15 protein-coding genes and 1 other annotated feature (1 of these 16 only partly in view) are annotated in these 15,091 nt (G+C 47.8%); of the genes, 10 read left to right on the forward strand and 5 right to left on the reverse strand.

Going from position 1 to position 15,091, the window contains the following annotated elements:
- Window positions 1–240: a binding site (T-box leader), on the reverse strand (it extends 28 nt beyond the left edge of the window).
- A gap of 263 nt (window positions 241–503) precedes the next feature.
- Together PH235_RS03550 and PH235_RS03555 are read left to right on the forward strand one after the other, a co-directional pair.
- Complete coding sequence (locus tag PH235_RS03550; RefSeq protein WP_272161052.1) at window positions 504–1,661, forward strand: aminotransferase class I/II-fold pyridoxal phosphate-dependent enzyme; 1,158 nt, start codon at window positions 504–506, stop codon at window positions 1,659–1,661.
- A 72-nt stretch (window positions 1,662–1,733) separates the two neighbouring features.
- Window positions 1,734–1,922, forward strand: coding sequence for a 2-hydroxymuconate tautomerase (locus PH235_RS03555; RefSeq protein ID WP_272161053.1), 189 nt, complete (start codon window positions 1,734–1,736; stop codon window positions 1,920–1,922).
- A 179-nt stretch (window positions 1,923–2,101) separates the two neighbouring features.
- Here the strand turns inward: PH235_RS03555 and PH235_RS03560 are convergent, their stop codons facing one another.
- The 5 genes from PH235_RS03560 to PH235_RS03580 all read right to left on the reverse strand — a co-directional run bounded on the left by PH235_RS03560 (window position 2,102) and on the right by PH235_RS03580 (window position 6,631).
- The gene (locus tag PH235_RS03560; protein WP_272161054.1) at window positions 2,102–2,416 is read right to left on the reverse strand and encodes a hypothetical protein; all 315 of its coding nucleotides are present in this window, start codon (window positions 2,414–2,416) and stop codon (window positions 2,102–2,104) included.
- A gap of 177 nt (window positions 2,417–2,593) precedes the next feature.
- Complete coding sequence (locus tag PH235_RS03565; protein ID WP_272161055.1) at window positions 2,594–3,472, reverse strand: helix-turn-helix domain-containing protein; 879 nt, start codon at window positions 3,470–3,472, stop codon at window positions 2,594–2,596.
- 93 nt (window positions 3,473–3,565) lie between these two features.
- A complete protein-coding gene (yidA, locus tag PH235_RS03570) occupies window positions 3,566–4,378 on the reverse strand; it encodes a sugar-phosphatase (RefSeq protein WP_272161056.1) in 813 nt (270 codons plus the stop codon).
- Entirely contained in the window at window positions 4,375–5,760 is a 1,386-nt protein-coding gene (locus PH235_RS03575; RefSeq protein ID WP_272161057.1) for an HD domain-containing protein, read from the reverse strand. Before PH235_RS03575 ends, yidA begins: the two co-directional genes overlap by 4 nt.
- A gap of 28 nt (window positions 5,761–5,788) precedes the next feature.
- The gene (locus PH235_RS03580) at window positions 5,789–6,631 is read right to left on the reverse strand and encodes a lipoate--protein ligase family protein (RefSeq protein WP_272161058.1); all 843 of its coding nucleotides are present in this window, start codon (window positions 6,629–6,631) and stop codon (window positions 5,789–5,791) included.
- Between the two features lie 204 nt (window positions 6,632–6,835).
- Here PH235_RS03580 and PH235_RS03585 point away from each other — a divergent pair, with 204 nt between their 5' ends.
- The 8 genes from PH235_RS03585 (at window position 6,836) to PH235_RS03620 (ending at window position 14,759) form a co-directional block, all read left to right on the forward strand.
- On the forward strand, window positions 6,836–7,261 hold the full coding sequence (locus PH235_RS03585) for a DUF1934 domain-containing protein (protein WP_170100273.1): 426 nt from the start codon (window positions 6,836–6,838) through the stop codon (window positions 7,259–7,261).
- A 44-nt stretch (window positions 7,262–7,305) separates the two neighbouring features.
- Window positions 7,306–7,914, forward strand: a complete 609-nt coding sequence (rpoE, locus tag PH235_RS03590; RefSeq protein WP_272161059.1) for a DNA-directed RNA polymerase subunit delta — start codon at window positions 7,306–7,308, stop codon at window positions 7,912–7,914.
- Between the two features lie 214 nt (window positions 7,915–8,128).
- Window positions 8,129–9,739, forward strand: coding sequence for a CTP synthase (locus tag PH235_RS03595; RefSeq protein WP_272161060.1), 1,611 nt, complete (start codon window positions 8,129–8,131; stop codon window positions 9,737–9,739).
- 143 nt (window positions 9,740–9,882) lie between these two features.
- Window positions 9,883–10,740, forward strand: coding sequence for a class II fructose-1,6-bisphosphate aldolase (gene fba, locus PH235_RS03600; RefSeq protein ID WP_106449947.1), 858 nt, complete (start codon window positions 9,883–9,885; stop codon window positions 10,738–10,740).
- Between the two features lie 441 nt (window positions 10,741–11,181).
- A complete protein-coding gene (locus PH235_RS03605) occupies window positions 11,182–12,453 on the forward strand; it encodes a UDP-N-acetylglucosamine 1-carboxyvinyltransferase (RefSeq protein WP_272161061.1) in 1,272 nt (423 codons plus the stop codon).
- A 135-nt stretch (window positions 12,454–12,588) separates the two neighbouring features.
- Complete coding sequence (gene rho / locus PH235_RS03610) at window positions 12,589–13,848, forward strand: transcription termination factor Rho (RefSeq protein ID WP_106449945.1); 1,260 nt, start codon at window positions 12,589–12,591, stop codon at window positions 13,846–13,848.
- A 94-nt stretch (window positions 13,849–13,942) separates the two neighbouring features.
- Window positions 13,943–14,308 (forward strand): conjugal transfer protein TraF, encoded by a 366-nt coding sequence (gene traF, locus PH235_RS03615; protein WP_272161062.1) that lies wholly within the window; start codon window positions 13,943–13,945, stop codon window positions 14,306–14,308.
- Between the two features lie 187 nt (window positions 14,309–14,495).
- Window positions 14,496–14,759 (forward strand): type B 50S ribosomal protein L31, encoded by a 264-nt coding sequence (locus PH235_RS03620; protein ID WP_086987004.1) that lies wholly within the window; start codon window positions 14,496–14,498, stop codon window positions 14,757–14,759.
- Window positions 14,760–15,091 lie beyond the last annotated feature (332 nt).

Consider the following 15,091-nt stretch of genomic DNA (forward strand, 5'->3'; position numbering starts at 1 on the left):
TCGTGTTACCACCTTAGTTCACGAAAGCATCGCTGCATCCGCCTTAGCCAGTGCGCCTGCAAATTGCTGCAAGTCATACTGAGACACTGTAACGGGCGTTCCCGTCCTGTCTTAAGAAGTTACTCTTCGGACAAGCCACTCTGAGACCATCTTCAACCAACACTTCCTTGCTTGCTTTCACCTGACCAAGCTCTCTAATGAAGGAGTGGAATGATTTACTCTTCTCTTCGCTGTGTTTTTGATGTGATTAATATACCCAATCCCGCTTTCTTTGTCAACAGATAAGATTAGAAAAAAACAGAAAATTTTCAGATATTCTCATTTTGCTAGAGAGAAAACGCTCTCTTTAAATGGGGAATACCATGGTACGCTTGACTTATGGACAGAATAGTCGTATTCTGATTAATATTAAAATTATGTGAGAAAAAGGATATGATCCTATAAAAAAGCATGCGCCGAGGGGGTTCTGGCGGTGATGCACACTTGGATGGAGGATGTACTACATGGCTTTGACAACGAATGAACTATTTTCCCGCATCAAACCTTCGCAGATCCGCGAATTTGATGAATTATTCCGCAGCGTGGAAGACTGCATCCCGATGACAATCGGGGAACCGGATTTTGATATGCCCGAAAACGTCAAGCAAGCCGCCATTAAGGCGATCGAAGACAATGCGTCCCATTATGCGCACACTTCCGGCGAAATCGGCGTCCGGAAAGCAGTCAGCGAATTCCTGGAAAAGCAATATGATCTGCACTACGATCCTGAAACGGAGATCGTGATGACGGTGGGTGCCACTGAAGGGCTCTTTGCCGCGGCTTTCGGCTTGTTGAACCCGGGCGATCAGGTCATCATTCCGTCGCCGTTCTTTCCATTATACAGCTATGCGGTGGAACTGAACCGCGGCGAATGCATCCTCGTCGATACTTCCGACACCGGCTTTTTGATGACGCCGGAGCTGCTGCACAAGACGATGGCTGAAAACAAAAATGTCAAAGCGATCTTTTTGAACTACCCGAGCAATCCGACAGGCGCTACCTATACAAAAGAAGAACTGACGGCTTTGGCTGGTGCAATCAAGCAGTACGATATTTTTGTGCTGAGCGATGAAATCTACAGCGAAATCACCTACGGGGAAAAGCATACGTCGATCGCGACCATGCTGCGCGATCGCACGATTTTGTTCCAAGGGGCTTCGAAAGCCTTTGCGATGACAGGCTGGCGCGTCGGAGTGCTTGCAGCGGATGCGAAATGGATGAAGACCTTGTTCTTGGCCCATCAGCAATTGGTGACGACAGGCGTGACGGTTTCCAACCGGGCTGCCGAGGAGGCGTTCCGCAACAGCGCGCCGGATGTCGAAAAGATGCGTTCCGAATATGAGAAAAGAAAAAACATCCTCGTTCCCGCTTTGCAGGAAGCCGGCTTTGAGGTTCCCGCACTGAAAGGGGCCTTCTATGCCTTTGCGAAGATTCCCGCGAAATTCGGTACGGACGATAAGGCGTTCTGCCGCGAAATCGGCATGAACGCCAAAGTGGGCATGCTGCCTGGATCGATCTTCGGACCCGGCGGAGAAGGCTATGTCCGCATGAGCTATGCGTTGAGCACGGACATGGTCGCTGAGGCGGCTGAACGCCTGAAGACCTATATCGCCTCCAAATAGAGGTGCAATCCACAGGGATACTTGCTAAAATATAACTGAGTCGAAACCATAAAGCGAAAAGAGGTAATTGAAATGCCATATGTTCACATCGAATTGCTGGAAGGCAGAACCGACGAGCAGAAACAAGGGCTGATGCGCGATGTCGTGGATGCCGTCGTAAAAAACGCCAATGTATCGAAGGAAAGCGTGCACGTGATCCTGAATGAGATTTCCAAACAACATTTGACCAAAAGCGGCGAATTCGCAGGCGAAAAAGCTTAAGGATACCGTAAAATAAGCCAAGGCGGGGATGAAAAGTCCAGCCTTGGCTTATTTTTTTCGTAATCGATTTGCTACAGAAACCATATATCGCCGATGATTAGACGGATCCAATTCATGGGTGAGCCCCCCTTTCACAGAACAGGCAAGCTTGCGACCGGAGACAATGAATGCAAAAGCAATTATTTTTCATAAAAAGTACTTTTGATGTAGAGAAGCAGGAAGATAGCCAAGAGGACAACGATATTCAGTGCCATCCCCAAACTTGGCGGAAGGACCTGGATAAGCAAGGCCAGCACGATCAGATTCAAGGCATCGATGCCAAGGAAGGTCCATTGCTGCGTGGATTCCATGCAATTGCTGGAAATAAGCAAGAGACCGCTGCATATGCCGATTGTGACCCACCAGGATTTTGACACTTCCGGATACCTTACCATTCCGATCAGGCAGGCACAGCTCAGTATATAAGCGCATAGGTTGCATCTTTTTGGATTCATGGACTTTCCCCCTTCCTTGGAAAAATGGTCATTTTGGGAATTATCAGGACAGTTTTCCCATGGTTGCTTTCATTTTAATACAGATGGTTCGTCCTTCAGCGAAATATTCCTATAAGCATAAAAAGGCATCGCATAAATGGAGGTATTATGCCCGCAATCTGATGCGAAAAGGCGACCTCAACTAGAGGCCGCCTCTTCCAAAAGATTGTATTCATTTTCGAGATTGGCTTTGAAGGCCGGGTCGTCCGCCGATTCGATCAAGCGGAAGGCCTGGTCGATCAGCAGCTGGCCTTCGGGATTGCCCGTCTTCGCTAAGGCGAAGCCTTTCCTGAGGTAACAGACGGACAAGTGTCGGTAGGAGCCTGCTTCCTTTGCAGCCGGGATCAGTTCATCGATGCGGGTGATCGTCTCCGCGTAACGCCCATTCTTCAATAGCAACAAGCACAGGTTGTAGCGTAAGGAGACGGCGATTTTGCTTGCGGAGGGATGCCCGGCGTATTTTTGTATCTGCGCCAATGCGGTCCCGGAAATCAGGATGGCTTCGTCGATAGGGAACAGAAACAGCATGGCATTGATCATCCTTAATTCCACCAGATACCAGCCATCAAGCTTCTCGAGCCTTTCCCATACAGGCCTCACTTCTTTACGGGCACCCAGAATGTCTCCGGTTTTTGCCAGAATGATCAGGGCATCCGTCAGATGGATGATGTCAGCGATGATGTAATCGGCATGTACCTTCAGATAGTTCCGGGCTTTTTCGCGAAGTTCCTCCAACAATGCGACATCGTTGAAAGAGAGGTTTATGAAAGCCGTCAGCAGTTGTTCCTTTTCGGAATGATTGTAATCGTTCATGATGTACTGGAGTTCTTCGTCGGACATGTCCAGCCTGCTCAAAAGATGCCGATAGTTGCCTAATGTCGGCTCGATCAGATCCCTTTCCATTTTGGAATAGGTCGATTGGTGGATCTTGTTTTCCGCCATGTATTGTTGGGAATAGTGTTTGTTTTTCCTTATCCTTAGGAGGGTTTTGCCGAACCCCGCAGAATGATTGTCCATATCAGGCACCTGCTTCACACTTAATTAAAATAATGCCACATTTTGTCGAAGGACCCCCTTCAACAAAATGTAGCATCTCAGAAAAAATTCGATTTATTTGTTCAGGTAAGTCCGGATTGCGTGCGCTACGCCGCTTTCAGCGTTGGATTTGGTGACGAAATCCGCAGCTTCCTTCACTTTGTCGACGGCATTGCCCATCGCGACGCCTACGCCTGCATATTCGATCATGCTCAGGTCGTTCTCGTTGTCGCCGATGGCCATGATGTTTTCCGCGTCGATATTCAACAAGGCGGCCAATTCGACCAAAGCACTGGCTTTGCCGGCATCTTTGTTCAGCACTTCCAGGAAATGCGGTTCGCTGCGGACAATCACATAGTCTTCATGGAACTGCGCTGGAATCGCCGGAATCATTTTTTCCAACAGCTCAGGCTGGTCGATGAACATGATTTTCGTGAACAGTTTATCTTCCGGCAATTCCGCCAATGAGCGATAGCGGATCGGCATCGTCGTAATGAAAGACTCGCGTGTCGTGAAGATGCTGATGTCTTTGTTTGCGGTATAGATGGCTTCGTTGTCGATCCCGTGCGTATGCACGTTGAACTTATCGGCCAATTCGTTGATTCTGACGAAGTCGCTGTAATCCAATGTATGCGAAACGAGCACTTCATTTGTTGCGGTGGACAGCACCAAAGAGCCGTTGTAGGTGATGACGTAATCTTCGTCCTGATCCAATTCCAATTCTTTGATGTAGCGTTTCACGCCCGGGAACGGTCTGCCGGTGCAGAGTACGATTTTGACGCCTTTTTCACGCGCTTCCGTAATGGCTGCTTTTACATCCGGGGTGATTTTGAACTCCGGGTCTACCAATGTGCCGTCGATGTCGATGGCGATTAATTTGATGTTCATAGTGTGCCTCCTGTTTGTTGGGTTGGTAAAATTTCATCGTTCTCGAAAAAGGTTGAAAATTCCTGCGAAAGGGACTCGAACAGATTGATGCCCGCCTCCTCGTCGCTGTGGGTAATTTCGCGCGGGAAGTAGAAACGTTCATCCCCGCGGACCTTGCCCGTCAAAGCCGATACGATTGAGCTTGCTTGCGATAGCTCCAGGAAACTGCCGTTTTTCTGGACAAGCTCAATCTGGGTCCGGGTGGTGGCTTGGTACGGCCGGTATAGATCATAAGGCAGGTCATAACTGTTGTTTACAGCGGTGTAGTAGTCCCTGTTGAAGCCCATGCGCTCAATGAGTGCACTCATGCGTTCCAGTGTAGCATCATCTCGTCCTTTTGTGTAGCGGACCGATTTGAAAGGATGACGGTTTACGAAACGATGGGCCAGATCGTTCAGAATCGGATCTTTTTCGTCTAGCCAATGATTGAAGTAGGTCGTCAGGACCCCGTCATCCAAACGCAGGTAATCTTTCAGCGTCCAAGTCTGCTTGAAGAACGGCGTCAGGAATGTGGCGGTATGCCGGAATTCGGTTTTTTCATCCAAATAGACATCCTTCGCGCGTTTCAACAGATGGCTGAGAACGACCTCCATGCCGCGGGAAACCGGATGGAAATAGATCTGCATATACATCTGATAGCGGCTGACGATATAATCCTCGACCGCGTGCATGCCGGAAATGTCAAAGGCGATGCCGTTCTCGTAAGGCCTGATCACACGCAAAATCCTGGTCAGGTCGAAATTGCCGTAAGTGACGCCGGAATAATAGGCGTCGCGCAGCAGGTAATCCATCCTGTCCGCATCGATCTGGCTGGAGATCAGTTGCACCACCTGCGGATTATCGTAGGTTTTGGCGATGACGGCGGCCACTTGATTCGGAAAATCAGGTCCGATCTGCTGCAGGATCCGATTGATTTCGGTATCCGGTGAGGTGATGATCTCGATCGTGATGGCTTCATGGTCTGTATCGAATATTTTTTCGAAGGTATGCGAGAAGGGGCCATGGCCGATATCGTGCAATAAAGCGGCGCAAAGCGTCACGAGCCGCTCCCTATCATCCCAAAGGCCATCCCCAGGCTCTTTGCTGGGGTAATTCCGGACGAATTTGTCGCAGATGCGGCGGGCGATTTCGTAGACTCCCAAAGAATGATTGAAGCGGGAGTGTTCGGCGCCGTGGAAAGTATAGGAAGAAGTCCCTAATTGCTTGATTCGGCGTAAACGCTGGAATTCAGGTGTATTGATCAGATCCATGATGATCCGGTATTGGATATGGATGTAGTCATGGACAGGGTCACGAAATACTTTTTCTTTCGGCAATAATTCCGCGGTATAGTGTGTACTCAAATCGCATCGCCTCTTTCTGTCATTCCGTTTAGGACTGCTGTTCCTGATTGACTTGTTCATTGCGTTTCTTCATTTTCGCATAGGCTGTTTCATACTCCGACATCAGACGCTCCGTGTATTCCCCGGGCAGTAGCGTATTGCCGTTGCTGGCGAAGACGGACAGGATCCGTTCCTTCACAGCGGCTACCGTCAGCGGTTTGCCCAGCAATTCCGCCAAGTTTGCCATGGAAGCGGGGTCGACGGCCGGGAAATGCCAACGGGTCTCTTCGCCTTGCAGACTCTCATCGTAGAAGCGGCGGATCATTTCCCCGCGCTGCTGCTGATCGCCGGTCACGCTCATGTAGATCATGATGGCCACGCCGTTTTTGAAACGGCGCTGCGCGATGCCTGCGAATTTTTTGCCGTTGATGCTTAGATCGAAGTCGCCCGGACAATAGGAGTCGCTGATTTCGAAAGCTTCGATCGTTTGTTCGGAATCGGAAAAAGTCTGCTCAACCAGTTCCTTCATGAGAACATAACCGTCATTGATCGTGAGTTTGGCATTCTCGGTTTCGGGAAGCACCAAGGAGAAATTCAGGATCCCCTCATCGGCAACGACGGCCAATCCGCCGGCGTTGCGGACGACGATATCGGTCGGAACGCTCCGCAAGTAACGCAGGCCGTCCTCCAGATGGGGCAGGCGCGTGTCCATCATGCCGAGAATGACCAGCTTTTCCATCGGCCAAAAATGCAGAGCTGCCGGAGCTTCAGCGTTCCCGACCAACCTGATCAAAGCGTCGCCCATCGCGAAGTGCGAGAGAGGATCGGTTCCGAATGCTCCATGTGAAGTATCGTAGATATGATAAATGTTGTTTTTTAAATGGCTTGTCATATGCGTTTCCTTATCTTTGTTGCTGTTTCTGCTCCCATTATAGCAAAGTTCAAGAAAGATTTGACGGTGAATTGCAGCGAAAGACAGGATTTCTTCGCATTTTGGAAAATCAGCCCGTAAATGATTGACCAGCGCTTATTTGTACCGCTATACTGTATTTGAAAAACCCGTGCGACTGCACGATGGTCAATGAGGTGGAAAAGCTTGTCTTTAAAAGAAGGAATGCCCATCGAGTTCCAATTGGAAACGCTGGTTAAGCAAGAAGGGGAGCAGGAAAGCTTCCTATATGAAGGAATGGGTCAAATCGTGGAAATGGGCAACTGGCTCTATCTGCGCTATATCGAAGCCGAAACAGCTGTATCGGTCACTTTCAAACTGTCCCGTGAAGGCAAGATGACGATTATCCGCAGAATGGAACAGACGAGCCGCATGACCTTCGATGCAGAAGGAAAAGGCATGGCCATGCTCCCGACGCCGGCCGGACTGATGGAAATCGAAACGATCACCCATGAAATGTTGCTGGAGTTCAAGGAAAAGCCGTTTGCCGGAAAAGTCACCTTGCATTACGAACTCCAAATGAACGAACAAAAATTGGGAGATTATCGAATTGAATTGCAATTTACCACCTGAGTATTGTATGATTAAGAGTAAACTTTTGAAAGGACGTGACACCATTGAAATTGAAGCAATTAGATGGTACTAGCAAAAACGAATTGTCAATGATAGAAGTTGCACACGCAATTTTCGAAGAAAACGGTGACGTACTGGACTTTAACCAATTATTGGTTCAGATACAGGACTATCTTGAAATGTCGGAAGAAGAATTGGAAGGCAAGATGACACGTTTCTACACGGACTTGAACATTGATGGCAGCTTTATTTCTTTAGGAGAAAATCGTTGGGGATTGCGTTCATGGTATCCAATTGATTCAATCGATGAAGAGATTCTTTCCAGTATCGATGAGGATGAAGTGAAAGTCCGCCGCAAGAAACGCAAAAAGCTGAATGCATTCGCTACATCAGAAGATGATGATGATGTAATCGATTATAATGATGACGATCCGGAAGATATCGACGTTGCTGACGAAGACGAAGAAATCGATGTGGATGAGGATGAAGTCGATGATGTTGATGCTGTGGATATCACGGATGACGATGATGACATCACGAGTGGCATCGAAGAAGACTTGACCTTGATCATCGAAGAGGAAGATCTTGAAGAGGAAGAAGAGTTCGAAGAGGAAGAAGAGTTCATTGCGAAAGAAAAGGACGAAGAGGAGTAATCAGTCCCCCGGTCCCCAATTCTTTCTTGACACCTCATGTAATTGGAGGTATCATCTTCATTGGGCTCCCAAAAAGTATTTCTTTTTGGAAAGTATACGTTGAATTTTTACGGCTCCCTGTTCTTAAGAACAGGGAGCTTTATTTTGTTTATTGCAGCGTTGGAGAATCCTTCGGACATAATTTTGCACATTCAAAAACAGGGGGAAGAAAAAAATGACTAAGTATATTTTTGTAACAGGCGGGGTAGTATCTTCAATCGGTAAAGGTATCGTTGCGGCGTCTTTGGGACGTTTGCTGAAAAACCGTGGATTGAAGATCACAATCCAAAAATTCGACCCTTACATCAATGTGGATCCAGGCACGATGAGTCCTTACCAACACGGGGAAGTGTTCGTCACTGATGACGGCACCGAAACCGATTTGGACTTAGGCCACTATGAACGTTTCATAGACATCAACCTGAATCAATATTCAAATGTGACGACCGGAAAAGTTTATTCCGAAGTCATCCGTAAAGAACGCAAAGGGGACTATCTAGGGGCTACTGTCCAAGTCATCCCGCACATAACGAATGAAATCAAGGAAAAAATCATGCGCGCCGGAGAAACGACAGATTCGGACATCGTCATCACTGAAGTAGGCGGAACCGTCGGGGATATCGAATCCTTGCCATTCCTGGAAGCTTTGCGTCAAATGCGTATGGAAGTAGGCGCTGAAAATGTGCTGTATATCCACACGACATTGATCCCTTACTTGCGTGCAGCCGGCGAATTGAAGACAAAACCGACGCAGCACAGCGTCAAAGAATTGCGCAGCCTTGGTATCCAACCGAACATCTTGGTTGTGCGTACAGAAATGCCATTGCCGCAACACATCAAAAACAAACTGGCATCTTTCTGTGATGTGAAACCTGAAGCGGTCATCGAATCCCGTGACGTAGAGACGTTGTACGAAATTCCTTTGATGCTGCAGGAACAGAACATGGATCAGATCGTCTGCGATTATCTTGGCCTGTCCGATCTGCCGCCAGCCGACATGACGGATTGGAAAGCCTTGGTCGAAAAAGTCCAAAGCCTTGAAAAAACGACTAAAATCGCTCTAGTCGGAAAATATGTGGAACTGCAGGATGCTTACTTGTCTGTGGCTGAAGCATTGAAACATGCCGGTTATGCGCACAATACCGAAATTGATATCCAATGGATCAACGCGGAAGAAGTGACTACTGCGAACGCGCAGGAGCACTTGGCTACTGCAGACGGAATCCTTGTCCCGGGCGGATTCGGAGACCGCGGCATCGAAGGCAAGATCGCTGCCATCCAATACGCACGCGAAAACAATGTGCCGTTCTTCGGTATCTGTCTGGGCATGCAATTGGCTTGTGTGGAGTTTGCCCGTAACGTTGTCGGTTTGGAAGACGCGGATTCAGCGGAAACCAATCCGGAATGCAAAAATAACATCATCGATCTGATGCCAGACCAAGAGAACATCGATGAAATGGGCGGCACGCTGCGTTTAGGCCTGTATCCTTGCGAATTGAAGGAAGGCACGTTGGCTAAGAAACTTTACCACAATGCCGATATGGTCCAAGAGCGTCATCGCCATCGTTATGAATTCAACAATGCTTACCGTGATATCTTGGCTGAAAAAGGCATGGTCTTCTCAGGTGTATCCCCTGATCAACGCTTGGTGGAAATTGTGGAATTGAAAAACCATCCGTTCTATATTGCTGCCCAGTTCCATCCTGAGTTCATCTCACGTCCGAACAGACCGCAGCCGATCTTTGACGGCTTCATCGCGGCATCTTTGGAAAACGCAGGCAAATAAGCGGGACATTCCTCTCCTGATTTGACTGATATTGTATTTTAATGAGCAGGTTTGACTGAAAAGGTAGTAAATATTTTCATTTTCTGCTAAAATAGGTGTGTTGTAAGAAATATAGACCAATGGATTCCAAGGAGGCAACAAGAATGAGTCGTTTAGTAAGTATGACAGATATGTTAAACAAAGCGTTAGAAGGAAAGTATGCCGTAGGACAATTCAACATCAACAACCTTGAGTGGACGCAAGCTGTATTGCAAGCTGCACAAGAAGAAAAATCTCCAGTTATTTTGGGTGTTTCTGAAGGCGCAGCAAAATACATGGGCGGACATTTAGTTGTTGCAGCTATGACTAATGCTTTACTAGAAACTATGGACATCACTGTTCCTGTAGCATTGCATCTTGACCACGGTACAAGCTTTGAAAGCTGCAAATCCGCTATCGATGCTGGTTACTCGTCTGTAATGATCGACAAATCACATTACCCTATCGATGAAAACATTGCTCAAACTAAATTAGTAGTTGAGTACGCACATTCTAAAGGCGCTTCTGTAGAAGCTGAAATCGGAACTGTCGGCGGAACTGAAGATGGAATCACTGGCGGAATCCAATACGCTGATCCAGCTGAATGCTTACGTTTGACTACTGAAACAGATATCGATGCATTGGCTGCTGCGTTAGGTTCTGTACACGGACCTTACTCCGGCGAACCTGTACTTGGTTTCGACGAAATGAAAGAAATTTCTGAATTGACTCACAAACCTTTAGTATTGCACGGTGGTTCAGGAATTCCAGAACACCAAGTCAAAAAAGCTATCGAGTTCGGACATTCAAAAATCAACGTGAACACTGAATGCCAACAAGTCTTTACAGCTGCTGTAAGAGAAAAATTAGCTACAGACGCTAACGTTTACGATCCTCGTAAAGTTATCGGACCTGGTAAAGAAGCAATCGTTGCTGTCGTTAAAGAAAGAATGCAAGTTTTCGGTTCAAGCAACAAAGCTTAATTTAATCAAACGATCTTCGAGGAGGTCTGGGGCCTATGTTCCGGACCTCCTTTTTTGTTCATATTTTTTCCCGAATGTTCTTGCATCGGCGCCTCATTTTCCATATATTTCTGAGTTTGTGTTAACATTACATCATAAGGTAGGGCAGTTGTCTTCATTTGAAGCGTGATTGAGGCATGATAGTCATCTTTTTTTCGCTGTTCGGCCGTATCAAATTGAGAAATATAGCGGAAAGCAGACGATTGCATAAAAAAACTAGTAATGGACCCTGTATTTTTGTTAGAATTGTAAATGACCAACCAACAATCGAATAAAACTAAAAATAATGGTATTTCGTTATCGTTGCGCCGTTTTCCCTGTGATAGGCAATCCGTGCGAGCGATTCCATTTATTTCCGGACGATTTTTCGTTCGGCAACTACACATGAAGTGAGGCTTTTTTATGAAAAAATTAGTTATAGAGGGGAATAAACCGTTGAACGGTGAAATCACCATCAGCGGAGCGAAAAACAGTACGGTTGCGCTGATTCCGGCTGCCATTTTGGCGGACTCCCCGGTCATCTTGGAAGGCATCCCCAACATTCAGGATGTGCACTCTCTGATAGATATCCTTGAGGATTTCAATGTTGAAGTGTCTTTTGATGAGGATGAGGGCATCATCACGATCGATCCGACCAACATGATTTCCATTCCGATGCCTACCGGAAAAATCAAAAGCTTGCGTGCTTCGTATTATTTCATGGGAGCTATCCTCTCAAAATTTGGTGAAGGCGTCATCGGGCTGCCTGGAGGCTGTTTCTTGGGCCCGAGACCGATCGATCAGCACATCAAAGGTTTCGAGGCTTTGGGCGCGACGGTGCGCAATGAAATGGGCGCCATCTATCTGACTACACCGGAAGAAGGTCTGAAAGGCGATCGCATCTATCTTGATGTGGTTTCGATCGGAGCGACGATCAACATCATCTTGGCTGCGGTCAAAGCTAAAGGCAAAACAATCATCGAGAATGTGGCCAAAGAGCCGGAAATCATCGATGTCTGTATCTTATTGAACAACATGGGCGCGAAAATCCGCGGAGCCGGGACGGACATTATCCGGATCGAAGGCGTGGAAAGCTTACATGGCTGCAGACACACCGTGATACCTGACCGCATCGAAGCAGGGACCTATCTGGCCGCTGCCGCAGCGATGGGTGAGCGTGTGTTGGTGAAAAACGTGATCGTCGAGCATATCGAAAGCCTGATCGCAAAAATGGAAGAAATGGGCGTAGAGATGGAAATCGGCGAGGACAGCATCCTGGTCAAAAAATCCGATAACCTGAAGATGGTCCACATCAAGACGTTGCCTTACCCTGGTTTTGCGACAGACTTGCAGCAACCTCTGACTCCGCTCTTGCTGAAAGCGAGCGGTGACGGCACCATCATCGACACCATCTATCCGAAGCGCGTCAACCATATCCCGGAGCTCCGCAGGATGGGTGCGAAGGCCAAGGTGGAAAGTGACATGATCTTCATGCAAGGCCCAAACAAATTGACCGGTGCGGAAGTTACAGCCAGCGATCTGCGTGCTGGAGCGTGTCTGGTCATCGCCGGATTGATGGCGGAAGGCACAACCACAATTTCCGGTATCGAGAATATCTTGCGAGGGTATGATCATATCGTCGAAAAACTGACCGCTTTGGGCGCAGACATCAAAATGATTGAAGACGAAGAATAAACTTCTTCGCGCAACATGATAATAAGGAGCACCTTCAAAGCAGTAAAAGACTTTGGAGGTGTTTTGAATATTTTGTATATTGCCTTTGCCAGAAACAAGCATCATCAGAATGATAAGAGAGGAAGGTGGAGCTGTTTGGAAGATATGCTTACCTTGCATGAGTTGGAAAGTAAGACGCTGAAAGAAATATACACCTATGCCAGAGAACTGAAGATCCCCTACTACAGCCAAATGAACAAAAAAGAATTGTCCTTGGCGGTCATCCGTGCCCAAGAGGAGAAACAGGGATTCTTCATGACCGAGGGCATTTTAGATATCGTTGCTCAGGAAGGATTCGGTTTTTTAAGGCCGATCAACTATTCGCCGAGCCAAGAAGACATTTACATATCGACGTCGCAAATCAGACGCTTCGATCTGCGCAATGGGGACAAAGTAGCCGGAAAGGCCAGACCTCCGAAAGCATCCGAACGTTATTACGGCCTGATGCAAGTCAGTACGGTGAACGGAAAACGGCCTGATCAAGCCAAAGAGCGCTCGCACTTCCCAGGATTGACGCCCATTTACCCGAACCATCAGATGAAGTTGGAGAACACACGGACAAACGTAACCGCTCGGATGGTCGATTTGTTCTCGCCCATCGGCTTCGGTCAACGTGGGATGATTGTTGCACCTCCTAAAGCAGGGAAAACCACTTTGCTGAAAGAAATCGCGAACGGCATCACCACCAATCATCCCGATGTCGAATTGATCATGCTGCTCATCGATGAGCGTCCGGAAGAAGTGACGGATATCGAGCGCAGTGTGAAGGGAGATGTCGTCTCCTCGACTTTCGACCAGCAACCGGCAAATCATGTCCGGGTGGCGGAACTCGTCCTGGAAAGAGCCATGCGCCTTGTCGAAGACAAACGTGATGTGGTCATCTTGATGGATAGCCTGACGCGTTTGGCCCGTGCCTATAACTTGGTTATTCCGCCAAGCGGCCGTACGTTAAGCGGAGGGATCGATCCGGCAGCCTTTTATCGCCCGAAACGTTTCTTTGGTGCAGCCCGGAATATCGAGGATGGCGGCAGTCTGACGATCATCGCAACCGCGCTTGTCGACACCGGCAGCCGGATGGATGAAGTCATCTATGAAGAATTCAAGGGAACAGGGAACATGGAACTTGTGCTTTCCCGTGAATTGGCGGAACGACGCATCTTCCCAGCCATCGATATCAAGAAATCGGGCACCCGCAGAGAAGACCTCCTGCTGGATGCGAAAACGATGGAGAGTATCTACAAAGTCCGCCGCGGCATGCGCGGGGATGCATTGGAATACACCGAGAGCTTCCTGAAACAGATGAATACGACCGAAAACAATGAAGCTCTGCTGACCCGGATTGCGTTGATGAAATAGAAGCGTTCCGGACAGCGTGTGAGCAAATCATGAGCATTTTTTACAGCTTCCCGGTATAGTGGAACTATCAAAACGCAAAACTGGAGGTTTTCAAATGCTTTTCAATAAAGGAAATTACGAAGAAGACACAAAAGAATTCATAGAGATCACGGCTGAAGAGTTTGAAGAAAAACTGGCTGCCGGCGAAAAAGCGGTCGTTTATCTCGGGAAAGCAGTTTGCCCGTATTGCCGGAAATTTGTCCCTAAATTAGACAAAGTCCGCAAAGAAAAGAACCTGACGATCCATTATCTGGACAGTCTGAACACATCGACAGACCCTGCAATCCAAAATCTGCGCGACAGAATGGGCGTCCGCACGGTGCCTGCTCTTGTGAGGATCGATGGTCCGGGCCAATTCACGAACCTGAATGCCGACAGCAGCCTTTCAGAAGAAGCGATTGCAGCCATTCTCTACAAATAACGCAAACACGTTTTTCTCACTGCTGCTTGGATGGGGAAAACGTGTTTTTTAAATTTGTCGTTGCATTCTTGCTGTTTGCGTGGTATCCTTTTAACGTTAAAAAGGATTACCCTGCGGTAGGCCTTTTATTACAAAAAGACAACTCTGGCTTAGTAAATAATCCAGGGCAAAAAGGAGCGAAAGAGACATGAAACAAGAAATCCATCCAAATTACCAAACAGTTGTGTTCATGGATACAACTACAGGATTCAAATTTTTATCAGGTTCAACAAAAGGTTCAAGCGAAAAAGTTGAATGGGAAGATGGCAACACTTACCCAATGATCCGTGTAGAAATTTCTTCAGATTCACACCCATTCTATACAGGACGTCAAAAATTCACGCAAGCCGATGGCCGTGTGGACCGCTTCAACAAAAAATATGGTTTCAAAAACAACGAAGAAGAAGCATAATCTTCTTGAGGGCTTTCCCGGTTTCGGGAAGGCTTTTTTTTGGTTTCGTAGGGGTGTGGGGGTTTATTTGAGAGGCAGCGCCGTTCGCCGGAGATGGGATGTCGGATGGAATCGGTGGCCAGCTCCGGTGAGGACCCACTCCCCGGAGGACGCCGGTAATTTGATGGCCCACCTCCGATGAGCACCGCCCCGTCGGAGGTAAAGCCAGGAAATGTAGGGCGAACTCCGACGAAGCCTATTTTCACCGGAGAAACGGTATATTTCCGATGAACCGGCTGACGTCGAGGCTTGGATTTTGCGGGTGGTCGATGGGTTTGCTATGATAGCTTTAA

The sequence above is a fragment of the Trichococcus sp. K1Tr genome, assembly GCF_028309625.1.
Classification (GTDB): domain Bacteria; phylum Bacillota; class Bacilli; order Lactobacillales; family Aerococcaceae; genus Trichococcus.

Coding starts and splice junctions, on each gene's coding strand:
- PH235_RS03550 (WP_272161052.1), top strand. CDS start 504: ATGGCTTTGACAACGAATGAACTATTTTCCCGCATCAAACCTTCGCAG.
- PH235_RS03555 (WP_272161053.1), top strand. CDS start 1,734: ATGCCATATGTTCACATCGAATTGCTGGAAGGCAGAACCGACGAGCAG.
- PH235_RS03560 (WP_272161054.1), bottom strand. CDS start 2,416: ATGAATCCAAAAAGATGCAACCTATGCGCTTATATACTGAGCTGTGCC.
- PH235_RS03565 (WP_272161055.1), bottom strand. CDS start 3,472: ATGGACAATCATTCTGCGGGGTTCGGCAAAACCCTCCTAAGGATAAGG.
- yidA (WP_272161056.1), bottom strand. CDS start 4,378: ATGAACATCAAATTAATCGCCATCGACATCGACGGCACATTGGTAGAC.
- PH235_RS03580 (WP_272161058.1), bottom strand. CDS start 6,631: ATGACAAGCCATTTAAAAAACAACATTTATCATATCTACGATACTTCA.
- PH235_RS03595 (WP_272161060.1), top strand. CDS start 8,129: ATGACTAAGTATATTTTTGTAACAGGCGGGGTAGTATCTTCAATCGGT.
- fba (WP_106449947.1), top strand. CDS start 9,883: ATGAGTCGTTTAGTAAGTATGACAGATATGTTAAACAAAGCGTTAGAA.
- PH235_RS03605 (WP_272161061.1), top strand. CDS start 11,182: ATGAAAAAATTAGTTATAGAGGGGAATAAACCGTTGAACGGTGAAATC.
- traF (WP_272161062.1), top strand. CDS start 13,943: ATGCTTTTCAATAAAGGAAATTACGAAGAAGACACAAAAGAATTCATA.
- PH235_RS03620 (WP_086987004.1), top strand. CDS start 14,496: ATGAAACAAGAAATCCATCCAAATTACCAAACAGTTGTGTTCATGGAT.